The organism is Bogoriella caseilytica (genome assembly GCF_003752405.1).
Lineage (GTDB): Bacteria > Actinomycetota > Actinomycetes > Actinomycetales > Actinomycetaceae > Allobogoriella > Allobogoriella caseilytica.
This window is the reverse complement of record NZ_RKHK01000001.1, coordinates 927,214-946,360: the sequence shown is the minus strand read 5'-3', so window position 1 is coordinate 946,360 and position 19,147 is coordinate 927,214. Positions and strand designations below refer to the sequence as shown.

The window sequence follows — 19,147 nt, the reverse complement described above, 5'->3', positions numbered from 1 at the left end:
CGGTCCGTGGCATGACCCAGTTGACGCGCATGCGACTCACCGATCCTCTCGCCACCGCACCTGACCTCACCGGGCGCCATGCCATCGTGACGGGCGGTGCCAGCGGCCTCGGGCTGGCCAGCACGCGCTCCCTCGCGCTCCGCGGTGCCACCGTCCTGATCGGCGCCCGAGACCTGGAGCGAGCCAACACCGTTCGCGACCGCCTCCTTGAGGAGAACCGTCTACCCGCCGAGCGGATCGCCCTCGCCCCCCTGGACCTCATCGACCCTGAGTCCATTCGGCAGTTCGCCCTTGGCGCGGCACATCGCTCAGTGGACCTCCTGGTCCTCAATGCGGGGATCAGCAGCGTCCCTCTCCGACATGATCGCGCCGGAGTAGAGAGCCAGTTCGCCACGAACCACCTGGGGCACTTCGCTCTCACCGGAAGACTCCTCCCTTCCCTCGGGCGCGGCACCGCAGCCCGCGTCGTGACGGTGTCTTCGGCCCTCTACGTGCGGGCCAGGATGGACCTGGGCGATCTCGCCTCCACCGGCCACTACTCGCCCGGTGGCGCCTACGCTCGGTCCAAGCTCGCCAATGCGGTATTCGCGGTCGAGCTCAACCGTCGCCTCGCGGCCTCCGGAAGTCCCATCCGCAGTTTCGCGGCTCACCCCGGAATGGCGCGCACCCCTTTGCACACCACGTACCCCTCGGCCGCCACTCGACTCCTGACCGGCGCCATTGCTCGCGCCATCGGCCGCGAATCTGACCCCGCCAACGTCGGCGTCATGACCGCAGCCCTCCATCCGAATGCCGACCCAGGTCTCTTCTGGGGGCCTGTCGGCTCCAAGACGGCGCCCGATGCCCTCGGCGAACCGTTCAAGCCCATCGCCACCGACCTCGCGACGGGGACGGCTCTCTGGAACACGTCCGAGCGGCTGACCGGTATCCGCTTCCTCAGTTGAGATGAGGTCACCAGGATCCGGGGCTGCCTGCCTTCCCACAGCTCCAATCTGGTAGCAGTGGTGATCGAGTCTGGCGTCCGGATCGCCCTGGGTGCCCGCGCGTAGAGCGACGTTTCGGTGCCCCCCGTGGGACTCGAACCCACGACCCTCGGATTAAAAGTCCGGTGCTCTACCAACTGAGCTAGAGGGGCACAGACGATCCTAAGGGTCTGCCCGTGGCTCCGTCGCTGAGGTGCCGGTGGCGGAACCGTCGGCTCCGTCACTCTCGCCGTCAGCGTCGCCGTCGCCGTCGTCACCCTCGTCGTCGTCCTTGTCCTTGGGGCTGCGCACGATCAGGTACATCGCCCCCATGGTCAGGAGGCCGGCCGCGACGGCGGCGGCGATCGCGAATTCCTCACCCACCAGGTCCTCCAGGAACGTTCGGAACTCCGATTCCGGATCGATCAGGGCAATGATCACGAAGGCCGCCACCACCACCGTGGCCAGCACCTTGCCCAATAGCGGCAACCAGGGCGAGGAGCCCTTGGACTGCAAGGATTCACCCGCCCGGGCCACCTGCTTGGCGCGCAGTACCCGAAGGGCTCCGACACTGCGGACCAGCCGCAGGATCTGCATCGGTCCGAAGCTGAAGACGACGCCGAGGATCACCAGTGCGGTGAGTCCCACCAGCCACCAGTTGCGCTTGAGCCAGTCGACCTTCTTCGGCGAGACGAGGAAGAGCACCACGACCTCGACCACCAGCACAGCACTGGTGATCCAGAGCCCGATGTGCCCGATCATCTCCCAGGGTTCATCCAGCAGGGTGAGGAAGACGGCGGGTACGGAAATGACCGCTGCACCGAGCACCGGCCAGACCAAGCGCCGGTCCCAGCGCTCCTGCAGCTCCTCGGCTCGCTCTTGTGAAACCTGGCCGGATGAGGTTTCCCGGAGCTCCTTGGCAGCTGAGGTCGCCTGCGCCTTCCGGCTCTGCGGCGAGCGCTCGCCGGCGGATGATGTGCCCTCGGAACTCATGCTGTCAGGTTAGGGGGCGCGGACCGAGTGCGCCCGGTCCGCGGCGGGGAGTACCGTGCAAGGACGCGAGTGAGGAGCACCCCATGAGTGAGCAACGACGACACCGGCGGCCGGCCATGCTGGATCCGGCCGAGGCCGATCAGATCGAGGGCGATGAGGATCCGGCTGTGCGCTCGGAGATCGCGCACAGCACTGCCCATGCCATGGTGACCGGCGGGCGCCAGAACGCTTCCGACGCCGCCATCGTCGAGCGGCTCGTCACCCTGGTGGACACCGAAGGTCTCGATGCCGTGGCCACCCTGTGGTCCCGCAGCCCGCACACCACGCTACCCGGCACGCTGTGGCGGCTGTACCTCCTGCGGGAGTGGGTCAAGCTCGGACCGGATATCGTGGCTGATCGCTACCGTCGCGGTCTCGAACGCGCCGAGGTGGCCGGCGTGATCGCCGGCGTGGCCGACGCCCCAGGGCCGGAGGAGATCCGCCGCGCCGTGGACCAGGTGCTCACCGGAGTCTACGACGGGGACTTCGCCGTCACCCTCGAACGTGCCGGCGCCTTCCTGCGCGTCCTGGCCACGGGATCGGCCATGGACGCTGACTGGATCGAGGACGACGATCACGATCTCGCCCACGTGGTGACCCGCCGCGCCGGTGCCCTCCTGGCCACCGCCGAGGAACTGGAAGAAGCAGCGGCCTTGCATCGCCAGGGCCGGCTCAGCTGATGCCGGCGGGCACGCTCACCATCGAGAACCACCTCAGCCGGGCCGATGCCCACGCCGCCTTGGCGCTGGCCACGATGATCGACGAGCACGACGGCGTGAGTGCGTTCAACGATCAGAGCCGCGTGGTGCTGCGCAGCCAGCTCACCGGCGGTCCCGCCCCGGAGGCTGAAGGCGTACGACACGTCCTCCTGCGCGCAGGCGATGCCCTCGTGGGCTATGCCCAGCTCGATGTCGCGGGGCACTCCGGCGAACTCGCGGTGCACCCGGAACGCCGCAGGCAGGGCCACGGCCGTAGCCTGCTCGACGCCGTCCGCACCGAAGACCCACGCGCCGCCCTGTGGGCCCACGGTGACCTGCCCGGTGCCCGAGCGCTCGCCGCCTCCGCCGGCCTGCAGCCGCAGCGCACCTTGCTCAAGCTCGCCGCGAGCCTGCCCGAAGCCATGGCGGTCGCCGGTGTACCCGCCGATTCGAGCCCCGCCGCGCACGGGCTGCCCCAGGCCCGGACCTTCGAGGACGACGATGCGCAGGCGCTGCTGGAGCTGAACGCCCGCGCCTTCGCGACCCACCCGGAACAGGGCCGGATGAGCCTCGCCGATCTGCGCGCCCGGCAGCAGGAGCCGTGGTTCGACCCCGGGGAACTGTGGCTGGTGCCCGCCGAGTCCCTCGAGGTCGCAGCTGAGCCTTCGGGGTCCCCGGCCCCCCGGCTTGCGGCCTTCCTGTGGCTCAAGATCGAGCCTGGCGCCGATCGTGCCGGACCGCAAGAAGGAGAGATCTACGTGCTGGGAGTGGATCCGCAGGAGCAGGGGCGGCGATGGGGATCGCGCCTGACCTCTCTGGCCTTGGCCCGCCTCGCCGCCCGTGGCCTGCGGCACGCGGCGCTCTACGTCGAGGCCGACAACATCGCCGCGCGCCGCACCTACGAGCGCAAGGGCTTCGCCACCGCAGCAGTGGACACCCAGTTCGCGTGACGAAGAGTCCGATGATCGTGAGGACGCACGGTGGCCCGACGCGGCCCGGCTTGGTCACTCATTGGTCACCTGGGGATGACACCATGACCTCATGACCGCTGACTCCACCGGCCACAGCCAGCCGGACGCCCGCGACGAGGACGCTCTGGCCGCTCAGGCCCGCTCCATGGCGCAGGACACCAGCGCCACCAGCCCCGCCCACGCCAACGGCGTGGCGACCGGCTCCCCGGCGCCGGCAGCAGCCGAGGAACGACCCCCGGCACAGACCCCGATGCCGCTCGCGACGCCACAGGCGGCGGCTCCGATCGCCTCCCCGGCCTCACCGGACGCCGCCCCACACGACGATGAGCTGCCGGACGACCGCTTTGCCGACCGGGAGCTCAGCTGGCTCGCCTTCAACGAACGCGTGCTCGAGCAGGCGGAAGACCCGGCACTGCCGATCCTGGAGCGCGCGTGGTTCCTGGCCATCTTCGCCTCGAACCTCGACGAGTTCTACATGGTGCGCGTGGCCGGACTGAAGCGCCGGATCGCCGCCGGGATGGCGGTCACCGGCGCCTCGGGGCTGAGCCCGCGCCAAGTGCTCGAGGCGCTCTCGCACCGCGCCCGGGAACTGGTCGAGCGTCACGCCCGCACCTTCGCCGAGGACGTCCAGCCGACGCTCGTCGAGCACGGGATCGACATCCTGCACTGGGACGATCTTGGCCACAGCGACCAAGAGCGGCTGAAGAAGTTCTACCGCAAGCAGATCTTCCCCGTGCTGACTCCACTCGCCGTCGACCCGGCCCACCCCTTCCCGTACATCTCGGGACTCTCACTGAACCTGGCGGTGCTGGCGCGCAATCCCGCCACCGGCAAGGAGCACTTCGCTCGCGTGAAGATCCCGCCCCTGCTGCCGCGTTTCATCGCCGTGGACGCCGAGGGCAAGCCCTACCGTCCCGAGGACGTGCCCAGCGACAAGGCTGGGCGCACGGCGTATGTGCCCCTCGAGGAGATCATCGCCCACCACCTCGACGCGCTCTTCCCGGGCATGGAGATCGTGGAGCACCACACCTTCCGTGTGACCCGCAACGAGGACGTCGAGGTGGAGGAGGACGACGCAGAGAACATCCTCAAGGCCCTGGAGAAGGAGCTCATGCGCCGCCGCTTCGGCCCGGCGGTCCGCCTCGAGGTCGCCACCGGCGTCTCCAGTCACGTGCTCGACCTGCTCATGCGCGAGCTCGGCGTGGGAGAGCAGGACGTCTTCCACCTGCCTGAACCCCTGGACCTGACCGGTCTGAACGTCATCCACGATCTCGACCGCCCTGAGCTGAAGTACCCGAAGTTCGTGGGTGTGACCGCCAAGGGCCTCGCTGAGGTCGAATCCGCCAACCCTGCGGACATCTTCGGCCGGATCCGTGAACGCGACATCCTGCTGCACCACCCCTACGACTCGTTCTCGACGTCGGTCCAGCAGTTCATCTCCCAGGCCGCAGCCGACCCCCATGTGCTGGCGATCAAGCAGACCCTGTACCGCACCTCGGGGGACTCGCCGATCATCGATGCCCTGATCGATGCCGCCGAAGCCGGCAAGCAGGTGCTCGCCGTGGTGGAGATCAAGGCGCGCTTCGACGAGGAAGCGAACATCACGTGGGCCCGCAAGCTGGAGCAGGCCGGCGTGCACGTGGTCTACGGCATGGTCGGGCTCAAGACCCACGCCAAGCTCTGCCTGGTGGTGCGTCAGGAGACCGATGGGCTGCGCCGCTACTGCCACGTGGGCACCGGCAACTACCACCCCAAGACCGCGCGCGGCTACGAGGATCTCGGCCTGCTCACCTGCCACCGCGACGTCGGTCAGGATCTGACCCGGCTGTTCAACCAGCTCTCCGGCTACGCCCCGTCGACCAAGTTCCACCGGTTGCTCGTGGCGCCGAAGTCGGTGCGCACCGGCCTGGTGGACCGGATCGACCGCGAGGTGGAGAACCACCGCGCGGGTCAGCCCGCATGGGTGAAGATCAAGATCAATTCCCTCGTGGACGAGAAGATCATCGACGCGCTCTATCGTGCCTCCCGCGCCGGAGTGCCGGTGGACATCGTGGTGCGCGGTATCTGCGCCATCAAGGTGGGTGTACCCGGATTGAGCGAGAACATCCGGGTGCGCTCCATCCTGGGGCGCTTCCTCGAGCACGCCCGGATCTTCGCCTTCGCCAACGGCGCCACGGTGCCCGAGGGGTCGCGCTCGCCGGCGGAAGAACCCGAGCTTCTCCCGGAGGTGTGGATCGGTTCGGCCGACCTCATGCACCGCAACCTCGACCGCCGCGTCGAGGCGCTCATCCGGCTGAGCGACCCGGCCCACGTGAGCGAGCTGATCACGCTCATGGAGATGTCCATGGCCGAGACCACCGCCTCGTGGCACCTCTCGCCCGAGGGCTGGGAGCGTCATGCCGCCGTCGACGGTGAACGCCTGGATGACCTGCAGGAACTGCTCATGGATCGCGCCCGTTCGCGCACGGCGGCCTCCCGCTCGCGCTGATCGACGGTGATGTCGCGAGTGTGCACCCGAGCCGAGGAGGCAGGGCATTGAGCAGTTCGAGTTCCGAGGTCCAGGCCGCCGGCGGAATCATCTGGCGCACCTCAGGCCGCCGTCTCGAGGTGTTGCTGATCCATCGTCCCAAGTACGACGACTGGTCCTTCCCCAAGGGCAAGCTCGACGCCGGGGAGTCCCTGCCGCAGTGCGCGGTGCGCGAGATCGCAGAGGAGACCGGTCTCGACGTCGCCCTGGGGCAGCCGCTGCCCGCGGTGCGGTACCGGGTGGCCGAGGGGCGGCGCAAGGTCGTCCACTACTGGGCAGCCCAGGAGACCGCCCCGCCCGCGGAGGCTGCGGAACGTCCCGAGGACGACGAGAACGCTGGCGGACCACGCCACCGCGCGGCCGGCCCACTCGACCTGACCGAGGTCGACGAGACCCGCTGGGTGGAGGCACGTGCCGCATGGTCCATGCTCACCAACGCCCACGATCGGGCGCCGCTGGAACACCTCATCGATCAGTGGCGCGACGAGAAGCTCCGCACCTGGACCCTGGTGGTGCTCCGGCACTCCCGTGCCATGAAGCGATCCGCCTGGCGCGGCGACGAGGACACCCGGCCGTTGACCGGCGGCGGCTCCCAGCGGGCCCAGCACCTGGTGCCCCTGCTCGTGTCGTATGGCATCAACGAGGTGATCACCTCGCCATGGGAACGGTGCGCCGCGACCGTCCGGCCCTTCCTCGAAGCCACCGGGGTGGGTGCCTCGCTCGCCGAGGAACTCACCGAGGCCGCCCATAAGGCGCGGCCCAAGCTGGCACGCCGCCTCATCCGGCATGAGCTGATCACCCGTGATGTGCCCGTGGTCATCTGCACACACCGGCCGGTACTGCCCACGCTCATCGAGGAGATCGCCGCGCGCACCCCGCATCGGCTGCGCAAGCGCCTGCCCCAGGACGATCCCTATCTCAAGACCGGGGAGATGCTGGTGGTGCACGTGGCCCAGCGCACCGGCCGCGGTGCCACTGTGGTCGCATTGGAGAGTCACCGCTCGCCCCGCTGAGTGTGCCTAGAGTGAGCCCGTGGGTTCTGCCGTTCGTCTCCCGTTCACTGCCCGATCCCGGGCCGCACTGCTGAGTGCAGTCGTCCTCGCGCTCGGGGTGGGTGCGTGCACGCCGGCCGAGCAGTCCGGTGTCGGGGGGCCGCTCGCCGGCGCCGGATCCTCGGCGCAGGAGGTGGCGATGACCGCCTGGGTGGCCGGCATGAACGATTCCCATCCCGACCTCCTGCTGTCCTACGACCCGGTGGGTTCCGGGACCGGGCGCGAGATGTTCCTCGAGGGCGCCACCCATTTCGCCGGCTCCGATGCCTCACTGAACGAGTCCGAGGTCGAGCGGGCCAGGCAGCGTTGCTCGGGCGCCGAGCCCATCGAACTGCCGCTGTACATCTCGCCGATCGCGGTGGCGTACAACCTCCCCGAGGTCGAGGAGGAAGTACAGCTCACCCCCCAGGCGCTGGCCGCCGTCTTCGCCGGCGAGATCACCGCCTGGGACCACCCGGAGATCGCCGAGTCGAATCCCGGCCTGGACCTGCCGGATCTGGCGATCATCCCGGTCAACCGCTCGGACGACTCGGGCACCACACAGAACTTCACTGAGTACCTCGCTGCGGCCGGTGGCGAAGCCTGGCCCTACGAGCCCAGCCAGACCTGGCCGCGTGGGGGAACGCAGTCCGCGCAGGGTTCCAGTGCGCTCGTACAGACCATCCAGGCCGCCGACGGGACCATCGGCTACGTCGATGCGGCCCTGGTCAGTGACGAACTCGAGACGGCGGCGGTGCTCGTGGGGGAGGGCTTCGTGTCCTACGACGCGGCGGCGGCGGCCGCCGTCGTCGACGCCTCGCCGCCTGCCGAGGGGGCGAGCGACCTGCGCCTGACGCTCGATCTCGCCCGGGACACGGACGAGGCCGGGGTCTACCCGATCGTGCTCGTGTCGTATCTCATTGCCTGCTCGGCGTACGAGTCCGAGCGAGAGGTCGCCAACGTGCGCACCCTGCTCGAGTACGTGGCCTCACCGGAGGCTCAGGATCGCGCAGCGAGGCTGGATGTGGCGGGTTCTGCGCCCATCACCGAGAACCTCCGGGAGCAGGTCCTGGAAGTGGTGGCGCAGATCCACGTGGTGGAGGGCGACTGAGTCCCCGTGGATGACGCCCAGGATCGTGCTCGGTGTGGGGCACGCAACAGTGGTTGTTCACCCGTCGTTCACCTTGCGCCTTTCTTATGGGTACCGGCCCTCCCTGGCGCGCGGGTGGCCGCATGACGTGACCACCGCGCCGCTCGCCGCCAGTGACCGCCGAACTGCCCTGAGGAGGAGCCGTGGCCTCTGCCGCACCTGAGCCGCGCCGTGGCGGTCCGGTGACCGCTCTGCGCGATGCCCCCGGGCGCGTGGGCAACGTGGTCTTCTCCGGGATCTCCACCGGTGCCGGGATCGTCATCCTCGCCGTCCTGACCGCGGTGGCTTCCTTCCTGCTCTACCGCTCCTGGCCGGCCCTGACCGCAGCGCGTGAAGACTTCGCCTCTGTGGGCTTCATGCGTGGGCAGGGGCTGGCCGAGTACATCGCACCGCTGCTCTTCGGCACGCTGCTCTCCTCGGCGCTGGCGCTCCTGATCGCCGTGCCGCTGAGCATCGGCATCGCCCTGTTCATCTCCCACTACGCGCCACGGCGCGCCGCGCAGGGTCTGGGCTATCTCATCGACCTGCTTGCAGCGATTCCCTCTGTGGTCTACGGCATGTGGGGTATGGCGTGGCTGGTGCCGCAGCTCAACCCCTTCTTCGCGTGGCTCTCGGGGAATCTCGGCATGATCCCGCTCTTCGCCGGATTCCAGGCACCGGCACGCAACATCATGACCGTCGGGGTCGTGCTGGCGGTGATGATCCTGCCGATCATCACCGCCACCACCCGAGAGGTCTTCCTCCAGACGCCCCGCCTGCACGAAGAAGCCTCGCTGGCCCTGGGGGCCACCCGCTGGGAGATGATCCGTCAGGCGGTGTTCCCCTTCGGTCGCTCGGGCATCATCGCCGGATCCATGATCGGCCTGGGGCGGGCACTGGGGGAGACCATGGCCGTGCTGATGATTCTCTCGCCCGGCTTCGCCATCAACGCCTTCCTCCTTCAGCCCGGCCAGCACCAGTCGATCGCAGCGAATATCGCCGCCCAGTTTCCCGAGGCGTACGGGCTCGGTGCCGACGTGCTGATCGCCACCGGCCTGGCGCTCTTCGCGGTCACCCTCGTGGTGAATTTCCTCGCCCGCTGGGTCATCTCGCGCCGCGCCGAGTTCTCCGGAGCCAACTGATGGCCAGCAAGACGGACCTGTACCCCAGCCCGCGCAGCGCTGGGACCGGCGTCTCCCCGCAACTGGCCCACCAGGGAATGCTCCCGGCGTGGGGGCTGTGGGCGGTCGCCGCCGGCTCCCTCGCTCTCGCCCTGCTCGTGCTGACCCTGGCCGGCCGGCCCACACCCGTGGCCACGGCGGCGCTCACCGGACTGTTCTTCATCGCCGGCTCCTGGGCGGCCTCGCGAGCTGTCGAGGGAGCGCGCCGGGCCCGCGACCGCCTAGCCACCTCCGTGGTCACCGCAGCCTTCGTGATCGCCACCATCCCGCTGATCTCGCTGGTGTGGACCGTGGTCTCGCGGGGGATGGACATGATGTCCTGGGAGTTCCTCACCAGCGACATGAGCGGCATCTACGGTCAGATGCGCGAGGGGGGCGCCTTCCACGCCATCATCGGCACGATCATCGTCACCGGACTCACGGCGGCGTTCTCGATACCGCTGGGGCTCTTCACCGCCATCTACCTGGTGGAGTACGGGCGCGGGCGCCTCGCGCGAGCCATCACCGTGCTGGTGGATGTGATGACCGGAATCCCCTCAATCGTCGCCGGCCTGTTTGCCTTCGTGCTCTTCACCTCCTACGCGCCCCAGTACCGTTCGGCATTCATGGGCGCCATCGCGCTCTCCGTGCTGATGACCCCCGTGGTGGTACGTGCTTGCGAGGAGATGCTCCGTCTCGTGCCGAACGAGCTGCGCGAGGCCTCCTACGCCCTCGGTGTGCCCAAGTGGCTGACCATCGTCAAGGTGGTCCTGCGCACCTCCGTGGCCGGGGTGACCACCGGGTGCATGCTGGCGATTGCGCGAGTGATCGGTGAGACCGCCCCGCTGCTGCTCACGGTGGGCTTCATCACCAACATCAACTGGGATGCCTTCGACGGACGCATGGCCACCCTCCCGGTCTACGCCTACCGCTCCTTCGTCCAGGGTGGCGTCGGGGTCGAACGCGCCTGGGCGGCAGCGCTGACGCTGGTGGCCATCGTGATGCTGCTCAACCTGACGGCGCGGCTGATCAGCGCCTACTTCGCCCCCAAGGGAGCCAAGTGATCTGCTCTGCTCCCCGCCAGACCTGGAGGACCCGTGTCTAAGCGCATCGATGTCAGGAACCTCAACGTCTACTACGGCGACTTCCTCGCCGTGGAGGATGTGACGATGACGATCGAGCCCTGCTCGGTGACCGCTCTCATCGGGCCATCGGGCTGTGGCAAGTCCACCTTCTTGCGCACCCTGAACCGCATGCACGAGGTCATTCCGGGGGCGCGCGTGACCGGTGCCGCCCTCATGGACGGGCAGAACCTCTACGGCCCCGGCGTGGATCCCGTGCAGGTGCGGCGGCAGATCGGGATGGTCTTCCAGCGGCCGAATCCCTTCCCGACCATGTCCATTGCCGACAACGTGCTGGCCGGGGTGAAGCTGAACAACCGCCGGCTCGGCCGTGAGGAGTCGCAGGACCTGGTGGAGCGCTCGCTGCGGGGCGCGAACCTGTGGAACGAGGTCAAGGACCGGCTCGACCGCCCCGGCTCCTCCCTCTCCGGCGGCCAGCAGCAGCGCCTCTGTATCGCGCGGGCGATCGCGGTCAAGCCCGACGTCGTGCTGATGGATGAGCCGTGCTCCGCGCTCGACCCGATCTCCACCCTCGCCATCGAGGACCTGATCTATGAGCTCAAGAACGACTACACGATCGTCATCGTCACCCACAACATGCAGCAGGCAGCCCGCGTCTCGGACAAGACCGGGTTCTTCAATATCGCCGGCACTGGCAAGCCCGGCAAGCTCATCGAGTATGCGGCGACCGACAAGATCTTCTCGAACCCTGCCAACGAGCAGACCGAGCGTTACGTCTCCGGGAAGTTCGGCTGAGTGCCCGGGATTGCCTGAAGGGCCGCGCAAGCGACCGCGTGGGCGGTGGTGCGGCCGTTCGTTCGGCTGAACGACCGCGTGGGCGGCCGAAGGGAAAGCGCGCTACTCGCTCCGCTCAGGTGCCGGAGTTCTCCAGTGAACCGCTCACCGGCTCGCTGACGAGCAGGCAGAGGCTGGTGCGGTCGTCGGCGTTCTCCCAGGACTCCTGGGTGGGGCTGACCACGTAGTACTCGTGCGCGGACTCTTCGTACGGCACGCCCACGAAGCTCTGGAACTCGTAGTAGCAGTGCTCGTCGGCCTCGTCGAACAAGTCCTGCAGTGCGGGCGCCGTCTCGCTCTCGGCGTGCTCCAGGGAGCCGAAGACCTCGCCCGTGTGCTCCTCGGTGCAGTCCACGGTGTCGACCGTGCTGACCTCGTCGGCGCCCTCCAGGGCGGAGGCGTCAAAGCAATCACCGACCTCCAGGTCCATGACCCCGGTGCTGCAGGCACTCAGCGGAGCGATGGCGAGCAGGGCAACAGCGGGCAGTGCGAGACGGCCCATCCGGTAGTGCCGAGACATGGGGGACCCTTCGACGTGGCGCGGGGCCAGCAGGCATGCCCCCTGAGCAAAGCAAGGACGCCGGGCCGAGAAGCGCCAGTCGGCGCGTAGGCCGCTCGTAGCGGCTGAGGGTGGAGCCCGGGGCATTCTCGGCCCGACGTCGTGATCGAGTCTACGCCCGTGCTTCGGTCTCGCAAAGCCCTGGGCCCTGAGCGCCGCGGGCGGGGATCAGGAGCTGGCGGCCTCGCGGCTGCGCAGATCGAAGCGGTAGCCCACGTTGCGCACCGTGCCGATGAGATGGTCGTGCTCGGTGCCCAGCTTGGCCCGCAGACGCCGCACGTGGACGTCCACGGTACGCGTGCCGCCGAAGTAGTCGTAGCCCCAGACCTCCTGGAGCAGCTGAGCGCGCGAGAGCACCCGGCCGGGATTGGTGGCCAGATGCTTCAGGAGCTCGAATTCCTTGTAGGTCAGATCCAGAACCCGCCCGCGCACCCGGGCGGTGTAGGCCTGGGCGTCGATCACCAGATCGCCGGCTTCCAGACGGTCGGGCGCGGGAACTGTGATGGCCTCTTCTCGGGTGGACTCGGCCATCATGCGGAGCCGGGCCTCGACCTCGGCCGGTCCGGCCGAGGTCAGGATGACGTCGGCCGCACCCCAGCTGCGCGAGACGGCAGTGAATCCACCCTCAGCGAGGACGAGGAGGACTGGAGGTGATTGCACGGGGCCGGCCAGGATCTTGCACAGGCTGCGCGCGCCGACCAGATCGTGGCGTGCATCCAGGACCACCGCGGTGGCGTGCTCGTGTTCCACGAGCGCGGAGGCTGACGGGGCCGCCACGTGCACGTGGTGGCCCAGCAACGTCAGCGAGGGCAACACCTTGGTAGTGCCACCCGGCTCATTGGTCAGCAACACGAGTTCCGACACGGAACTCCCTTCGTACGGGTGGCCATACTCTAATGCGATCCCGGCCCTGTGCCCGACTCCAGCCCTGCGGTGAGACACGAGGGCACCGGCGCCCGTGCCAGAATCGCCGGGTGGCCCTCGACGACGCTCCCTCAACGACCACCGGAGCGGTGGCGCGAGCGTCCGTCACGGCGGTCGCTGCCGCCGCGATGGCCACCTCCGGTTATCTCGGTGCCCACGGCATCGGCGTGGTCGTCCTCCTGATGGCGCTGGCCTTCGCGGCCGGCTGGCCCAAACTGCTCGGCCTCCCCACCGCGCACGGTGGCAGCGTGGTGATCGCGCTGAGCGCGATCGCGGGCGTTGTGGTGGTCCGGGTGCTGTCGTTCAGTCACCTGGCCATCGTCATCGCGCTTGCGGTGATCGCCGGGGTGATCCATCAGATGGTGCGTCGCGATGGCCGGCCGCGCCTGGTCGAGTCCCTGTCCGGGATCGTCACCGGAGCGGTGGTGGCGATCTCCGCCGCCGGGTGGGCCGCCACCGAGACGGACGGTGAACTGGTGGTGCTGGCCGCCGCGACGATCGCCACGGCGGCACTGGTGACCTCCCTGCCGCTGGGGGCGGGTCTCACCGGCATTCTCGCCGCCGTCGCCGGTAGCCTCATCGGCGCCGGGGCGGGGTTCGCCTTCGAGCAGATCGGTTGGCTGCCGGGACTGCTCATCGGTATGGCCACTGGAGTGCTCACCGCCGCCTGCCATGTGCTCTACGGCCGGTTCCCGGGTGCCGGTCACGGCCGTGCCGCCCTGGCCGCGGGCCTGGTGCTGGTGCTGGTGCCCGGGGTGCCGGTGTACCTCGTAGGCGAACTGCTCGACGGTCGCTTTCTCGGTTTCCTCGGCTGAGTCCTCGCCGGTGCTCTCCTGGAGACCGGCCCGGCCGATACCCTGATGGGGTGGCTTTGACGATTCCTGATGACCTGGCACCCGAGTGTTACCCGCTGGCATGGCTCGTGGGGACGTGGCGCGGTTTCGGCCAGCTGACCTATCCCGGCATCGAGGAGTCCGCCTTCGTGCATGACCTCGTCTTCGATCACGACGGCGGGCCTTACCTGCGTGCCTCCAGCACCCTTCGGGTGGCCACCGGCGAGGTCAACCCGGAGCAGAGTGGCACTGCGGGTGCCGCCGGCCTCGACGCCGGTCAGATCTGGTCCTCCGAGACCCAGTACTGGCGTCCGGTTCCCGGGGCAGCGGACACCGCCGAGGCGACCTCGGAATCCGATAACGGCCCGGCGCCCACCGAGCTTGAGGTCCTGGTGGCCAACCCCGCCGGGCACGTGAGCGTCTACGTCGGCCAGGTGCGCGGCCCGCGGATCAATCTGAGCACCGATGCCGTGGTGCGGACCACCTCGGCGGCCGAGATGACCGGCGCCACCATGATGTACGGCCTGGTGCAGTCCGATCTCATGTGGGCCCAGGATCTCGCCGCCTTCGGCCATGAACTGCAGACCTACGCCTCAGGGCGCCTGAGCCGGGTGGACGGCTGATGGGCTCGCCACTGCTGACCACCACGGGAGCCGTCGAAGCGGGCGCCCCGGACGCCGGGGTGGCCCTGCACTACGGCGACCCGGTGCGCGAGCAGCGCGCGCTCGCCCGCGGCGACGGCCTGGTCGATCTCTCCCACCTCGGCGTCGTGACCATTGCCGGCGCGGACCGGATCACCTGGCTGAACACGCTGTCGTCGCAGTTGCTGCTGGATCTCGCGCCCGGGGTGTCCAGCGAGGTGCTGCTGCTCGACGTCCACGGCCACATCGAGCATGCCCCGGCCGTGCAGGACGACGGCGAGACGCTCTGGCTCATCACCGAGGCGGCCAGCGCGGAGCCACTCGCGGCGTTCCTGGACTCCATGCGCTTCACCCTTCGCGTCGAGGTCGCCCGGCGGGAGGACGTCGCCGTCCTCGGCACCCACGCCGGGGGCTGGAGCCGGCTGACCGACCACGAGGCGCATCTGCTCACCTGGCAGGATCCGTGGCCCCGCGTCGGTGCCGGATCGACGAGCTACGGCCCGGAGGAGGCCGAGCATCCCGGCATCGAGTTCCACCGCGCGTTCAGCCTGGTGCGCCGCGAGGCACTGACCGCCGTGGTGGCCGCCGCGCAGCAGGACGGCGCCCGCTTGGCCGGCGTCTGGGCCTGGGAGGCGCTGCGCATCGAGGCGCGCCGCCCGCGTGTGGCACGGGAGGTGGACGAGCGCACCATCCCGCATGAGCTGGACTGGCTGCGCACCGCCGTGCACTTGGACAAGGGCTGCTACCGCGGCCAGGAGACCGTCGCTCGGGTGGTCAACCTCGGCAAGCCACCTCGGCGGCTCGTGTTCCTGCACCTCGACGGCTCGGACCACCTGCTCCCCGAGGCCGGCGCCGAGGTCACGCTGGGGGAGCGCACCGTGGGGAAGCTGACGTCCGTGGCGCGGCACGAGGAGCTCGGGCCGATCGGGCTCGCGCTGATCAAGCGCAATGTGGACCCGGAGGCCGAGCTCAGCGTCAGCGGTATCGCTGCGGCCCAGGAGGTGGTGGTCCGCCCCGATGGCGTGACCGACGTCCGTCCGGCCGAGCGCCCCGGCGCGGGTCTGCGGCGCCGCACGATCTAGCGTGGTGGCGCTCCCGGCCCCTCCTGCGGTCGCGCCTGGAGCTCCAGGGAGGCCGCGGAGCGTTCCATCTGGCCGGTAGGCTCATCGGGTGATCGGCGGCCTGCAAACGCTCATTTTCCTCGTCCTGGCCTTGGCACTCTTCGGTGTCGAGGTCTGGGCCCTGGTGGACGCGGCCCGGCGCCCGGCCTCCGCCTTCGTGACGGCAGGCAAGCGCACCAAGACCTTCTGGCTGATCCTGACCGGCGTGGCCGCGGTCATCGGCTTCCTCACCCTGCCCCCGCCGGTCGGCGTCGCGCAGATCGGCGGATTCTTCATGTTCATCGCCGTCGTCCCTGCCGGGATCTACCTCGCCGACGTCCGGCCCGCGGTGGCTCCTTACTCCCGGCGGCGCCCCCCGTCGTCTCCCGGGAACGGCTGGTGAAGGCGGTCCTGCAGCGGGTCACCCGGGCCTCGGTCACGGTCGACGGCGAGGTCGTCGGGGCCATCGAGCGGCCGGGAATCCTCGCACTCGTCGGGGTCACCCACGATGACGGCCCGGCCCAGGTGCAGGCGCTGGCCGGCAAGATCGCGGGGCTGCGCATCCTGCGCGAGGAACGCTCGGTGCTCGACGCCCACGCCCCCGTGCTGGTCGTCTCGCAGTTCACGCTCTACGGGGATGCCCGCAAGGGCCGCCGCCCCACGTGGGCCGCCGCCGCCCCAGGTGCCGTGGCCGAACCACTCATCGACGGGCTCGTGGTGGCGCTGCGGGAGCTGGGCGTGGAGGTGGCAACCGGGAGCTTCGGCGCCGATATGGCGGTCGAACTGGTCGGCGACGGGCCGGTCACCCTGCTGCTCGAGGTGTGACGGCGGCACTGCGCCGCCGCCCAGGCGATCACGCCTGAAGCGAACACGGGCAGATATGGCCCCCTCGCGCCGTTAGCCTGGACGAACCGCCCAGACCGGTCGCTGCCGGGGTGACCAGGCCGTGGCGGAGCCAGTGAGGAGTGCACATGTTCGAACGTTTTACCGATCGTGCCCGACGCGTAGTTGTCCTCGCCCAAGAAGAGGCGCGGATGCTCAACCACAACTACATCGGCACCGAACACATCCTCCTCGGTCTGATCCACGAAGGCGAGGGGGTCGCCGCCAAGTCCTTGGAGGCCCTCGACATCTCGCTCGAGGCCGTGCGGGTCCAGGTCACCGAGATCATCGGCGAGGGCCAGCAGTCCCCCTCCGGGCACATCCCCTTCACCCCGCGCGCGAAGAAGGTGCTCGAGCTCTCCCTGCGCGAGGCGCTGCAGCTCGGCCACAACTACATCGGCACCGAGCACATCCTGCTCGGCCTCATCCGTGAGGGTGAAGGCGTCGCCGCCCAGGTGCTGACCAAGCTCGGGGCCGACCTCAACCGCGTGCGCCAGCAGGTCATGCAGCTGCTCTCCGGCTATCAGGGCAAGGAGCCGGCCACCGCCGGCGGTCCGGCCGAGGGGCAGCCCGCCGGCTCGGCAGTGCTGGACCAGTTCGGCCGCAACCTCACCCAGGCAGCCCGCGAATCCAAGCTCGACCCCGTCATCGGCCGCACCATGGAGGTCGAGCGGGTCATGCAGGTGCTCTCCCGGCGCACCAAGAACAACCCGGTGCTCATCGGTGAGCCCGGTGTGGGTAAGACCGCCGTCGTGGAAGGCCTCGCCCAGGACATCGTGCGAGGCGATGTGCCGGAGCTCCTGAAGGACAAGCAGCTCTACACCCTCGACCTCGGCTCGCTGGTGGCCGGTTCGCGCTACCGCGGTGACTTCGAAGAGCGGCTCAAGAAGGTGCTCAAGGAGATCCGCACGCGCGGCGACATCATCCTGTTCATCGATGAGATCCACACGCTCGTGGGTGCCGGTGCCGCCGAGGGCGCCATCGACGCCGCGTCCATCCTCAAGCCCATGCTGGCCCGCGGTGAGCTGCAGACCATCGGTGCGACCACGCTTGAGGAGTACCGCAAGCACATCGAGAAGGACGCCGCTCTTGAGCGCCGCTTCCAGCCCATTCAGGTGGCTGAGCCCTCGCTGCCGCACACCATCGAGATCCTCAAGGGCCTGCGCGACCGCTACGAGGCCCACCACCGTGTCTCCATCACCGATGAGGCGCTGGTGGCCGCGGCCAACCTGGCGGATCGCTACGTCTCCGACCGCTTCCTGCCGGACAAGGCGATCGACCTCATCGACGAGGCGGGCGCGCGCCTGCGCATCCGCCGCATGACGGCGCCCCCGGAGCTGAAGGAGCTCGACGAGAAGATCGCCGAGGCTCGTCGGAACAAGGAATCGGCGATCGACGATCAGGACTTCGAGCGCGCCGCGAGCCTGCGGGACGACGAGAAGCAGCTGACCGAACGCCGTGTCGAACGGGAGAAGGCCTGGAAGGCCGGCGACCTGGACGCCGTCTCCGAGGTGGACGAGGAGCTCATCGCCGAGGTGCTGGCGATGTCGACGGGCATCCCGGTCTTCAAGCTCACCGAGGAGGAGTCCTCGCGACTGCTGCACATGGAAGACGAGCTGCACAAGCGCGTCATCGGGCAGGACACGGCCATCAAGGCGCTCTCGCAGGCCATCCGGCGCACACGGGCCGGCCTGAAAGACCCCAAGCGCCCCGGCGGCTCCTTCATCTTCGCCGGCCCGACCGGAGTGGGAAAGACCGAGCTGGCCAAGGCGCTCGCCGAGTTCCTCTTCGGTGACGACGACGCCCTCATCCAGCTCGACATGTCGGAGTTCTCCGAGAAGCACACCGTCTCTCGGCTCTTCGGTTCTCCCCCCGGATACGTCGGCTACGAAGAGGGCGGGCAGCTCACCGAGAAGGTGCGCCGTCGTCCGTTCTCGGTGGTGCTCTTCGACGAGGTGGAGAAGGCGCACGCCGACATCTTCAACTCCCTGCTCCAGGTGCTGGAGGATGGCCGGCTGACCGACTCTCAGGGCCGGATCGTCGACTTCAAGAACACCGTGATCATCATGACCACGAACCTCGGCACCCGGGACATCGCCAAGGGACTGCTCACCGGGTTCCAGGCGCAGGGCGAGCTGTCGAACTCCTACGACCGGATGAAGACCAAGGTCAACGAGGAGCTCAAGCAGCACTTCCGGCCCGAGTTCCTCAACCGTGTGGACGACGTCATCGTCTTCCCCCAGCTCACGCAGAACGAGATCATCCGGATCGTGGATCTGGAGATCGCGAAGCTGGACCGCCGCCTGCGCGACCAGGACATGCTGATCGAGCTGACCTCGGCCGCGAAGGAGCTGCTCGCCGAGCGCGGCTACGACCCGGTGCTCGGAGCCCGTCCGCTCAAGCGCGCCATCCAGCGCGAGATCGAGGACGTGCTCTCGGAGAAAATTCTCTTCGGGGAGCTCAAGGCCGGGCAGAAGATCGTGGTCGACGCCGAGGGGGAGGGCCTGTTGGGCAACTTCACCTTCGCCGGTGAGGAAGCAGGCGAGATCGAGAAGCCGGAACCGGTGGCTGTCGGCGCGTCCGGTACCACGGTGGAGCAGCGTGACCTGCCGACCGCCCCGCCATCTGGTGGCGCCGGCGGCGGCGGCCAGCTGCAGCCCGGTAACTGAGGTCTGCTCGCCAGGCTGAATAGCCACACGGTCGCGATATCGGGCCCCTGGCTCCGGAACACTCCGGGACCAGGGGCCCGAGTCATGCCCGGCACACCTGCCGGGCGCTGCCC

Annotated in this window: 18 protein-coding genes and 1 tRNA gene; 15 read left to right on the top strand and 4 right to left on the bottom strand. The window is 69.1% G+C overall.

All coding sequences use genetic code 11. The features are described 5' to 3' along the window. Positions 1–11: 11 nt before the first annotated feature. Positions 12–944 (top strand): SDR family NAD(P)-dependent oxidoreductase, encoded by a 933-nt coding sequence (locus EDD31_RS04235; protein WP_170163178.1) that lies wholly within the window; start codon positions 12–14, stop codon positions 942–944. 118 nt (positions 945–1,062) lie between these two features. On the opposite strand, the gene EDD31_RS04230 is transcribed toward EDD31_RS04235, so the two are convergent. Together EDD31_RS04230 and EDD31_RS04225 are read right to left on the bottom strand one after the other, a co-directional pair. Beyond that, a tRNA-Lys gene (locus EDD31_RS04230) sits at positions 1,063–1,135 on the bottom strand. Between the two features lie 10 nt (positions 1,136–1,145). Further along, on the bottom strand, positions 1,146–1,955 hold the full coding sequence (locus tag EDD31_RS04225) for a hypothetical protein (protein WP_123303051.1): 810 nt from the start codon (positions 1,953–1,955) through the stop codon (positions 1,146–1,148). Between the two features lie 83 nt (positions 1,956–2,038). On the opposite strand from EDD31_RS04225, the gene EDD31_RS04220 reads away from it, so the two are divergent. From EDD31_RS04220 to pstB, 8 genes are all read left to right on the top strand, one after another. Continuing rightward, entirely contained in the window at positions 2,039–2,674 is a 636-nt protein-coding gene (locus EDD31_RS04220; protein ID WP_245990884.1) for a hypothetical protein, read from the top strand. Further along, complete coding sequence (mshD, locus tag EDD31_RS04215; RefSeq protein WP_123303049.1) at positions 2,674–3,642, top strand: mycothiol synthase; 969 nt, start codon at positions 2,674–2,676, stop codon at positions 3,640–3,642. Before EDD31_RS04220 ends, mshD begins: the two co-directional genes overlap by 1 nt. A 91-nt stretch (positions 3,643–3,733) precedes the next feature. Then, positions 3,734–6,151: an RNA degradosome polyphosphate kinase gene (locus tag EDD31_RS04210; RefSeq protein ID WP_170163177.1), complete on the top strand. Its 2,418-nt coding sequence runs from the start codon at positions 3,734–3,736 to the stop codon at positions 6,149–6,151. Between the two features lie 47 nt (positions 6,152–6,198). After that, positions 6,199–7,203 (top strand): NUDIX hydrolase, encoded by a 1,005-nt coding sequence (locus EDD31_RS04205; protein ID WP_123303048.1) that lies wholly within the window; start codon positions 6,199–6,201, stop codon positions 7,201–7,203. 19 nt (positions 7,204–7,222) lie between these two features. Further along, the gene (locus EDD31_RS04200) at positions 7,223–8,332 is read left to right on the top strand and encodes a phosphate ABC transporter substrate-binding protein PstS (RefSeq protein WP_123303047.1); all 1,110 of its coding nucleotides are present in this window, start codon (positions 7,223–7,225) and stop codon (positions 8,330–8,332) included. Positions 8,333–8,514: 182 nt separating this feature from the next. Further along, the gene (gene pstC / locus EDD31_RS04195) at positions 8,515–9,492 is read left to right on the top strand and encodes a phosphate ABC transporter permease subunit PstC (protein ID WP_123303046.1); all 978 of its coding nucleotides are present in this window, start codon (positions 8,515–8,517) and stop codon (positions 9,490–9,492) included. Beyond that, positions 9,492–10,574 (top strand): phosphate ABC transporter permease PstA, encoded by a 1,083-nt coding sequence (gene pstA, locus EDD31_RS04190; protein WP_123303045.1) that lies wholly within the window; start codon positions 9,492–9,494, stop codon positions 10,572–10,574. Before pstC ends, pstA begins: the two co-directional genes overlap by 1 nt. Positions 10,575–10,607: 33 nt before the next feature. After that, complete coding sequence (pstB, locus tag EDD31_RS04185; RefSeq protein ID WP_123303044.1) at positions 10,608–11,387, top strand: phosphate ABC transporter ATP-binding protein PstB; 780 nt, start codon at positions 10,608–10,610, stop codon at positions 11,385–11,387. Between the two features lie 115 nt (positions 11,388–11,502). On the opposite strand, the gene EDD31_RS04180 is transcribed toward pstB, so the two are convergent. Then, positions 11,503–11,946: a septum formation family protein gene (locus EDD31_RS04180; RefSeq protein ID WP_170163176.1), complete on the bottom strand. Its 444-nt coding sequence runs from the start codon at positions 11,944–11,946 to the stop codon at positions 11,503–11,505. Positions 11,947–12,153: 207 nt separating this feature from the next. Then, positions 12,154–12,849 (bottom strand): winged helix-turn-helix transcriptional regulator, encoded by a 696-nt coding sequence (locus EDD31_RS04175; protein ID WP_123303042.1) that lies wholly within the window; start codon positions 12,847–12,849, stop codon positions 12,154–12,156. 110 nt (positions 12,850–12,959) lie between these two features. Here EDD31_RS04175 and EDD31_RS04170 point away from each other — a divergent pair, with 110 nt between their 5' ends. The 6 genes from EDD31_RS04170 to EDD31_RS04145 all read left to right on the top strand — a co-directional run bounded on the left by EDD31_RS04170 (position 12,960) and on the right by EDD31_RS04145 (position 19,034). Next, positions 12,960–13,724, top strand: a complete 765-nt coding sequence (locus EDD31_RS04170; protein WP_123303041.1) for a hypothetical protein — start codon at positions 12,960–12,962, stop codon at positions 13,722–13,724. Positions 13,725–13,774: 50 nt separating this feature from the next. Then, positions 13,775–14,365 carry a heme-binding beta-barrel domain-containing protein gene (locus tag EDD31_RS04165; protein WP_123303040.1) on the top strand — a complete coding sequence of 197 codons (591 nt, stop codon included), beginning with the start codon at positions 13,775–13,777 and terminating at the stop codon, positions 14,363–14,365. Continuing rightward, positions 14,365–15,465: a CAF17-like 4Fe-4S cluster assembly/insertion protein YgfZ gene (gene ygfZ, locus EDD31_RS04160; protein ID WP_123303039.1), complete on the top strand. Its 1,101-nt coding sequence runs from the start codon at positions 14,365–14,367 to the stop codon at positions 15,463–15,465. The genes EDD31_RS04165 and ygfZ overlap by 1 nt, the downstream gene beginning before the upstream one ends. A gap of 88 nt (positions 15,466–15,553) precedes the next feature. Next, the gene (locus EDD31_RS04155; protein WP_123303038.1) at positions 15,554–15,886 is read left to right on the top strand and encodes a DUF2516 family protein; all 333 of its coding nucleotides are present in this window, start codon (positions 15,554–15,556) and stop codon (positions 15,884–15,886) included. Next, a complete protein-coding gene (dtd, locus tag EDD31_RS04150; RefSeq protein WP_123303037.1) occupies positions 15,883–16,308 on the top strand; it encodes a D-aminoacyl-tRNA deacylase in 426 nt (141 codons plus the stop codon). The genes EDD31_RS04155 and dtd overlap by 4 nt, the downstream gene beginning before the upstream one ends. A gap of 146 nt (positions 16,309–16,454) precedes the next feature. Continuing rightward, complete coding sequence (locus EDD31_RS04145) at positions 16,455–19,034, top strand: ATP-dependent Clp protease ATP-binding subunit (RefSeq protein WP_123303036.1); 2,580 nt, start codon at positions 16,455–16,457, stop codon at positions 19,032–19,034. Positions 19,035–19,147: the final 113 nt, after the last annotated feature.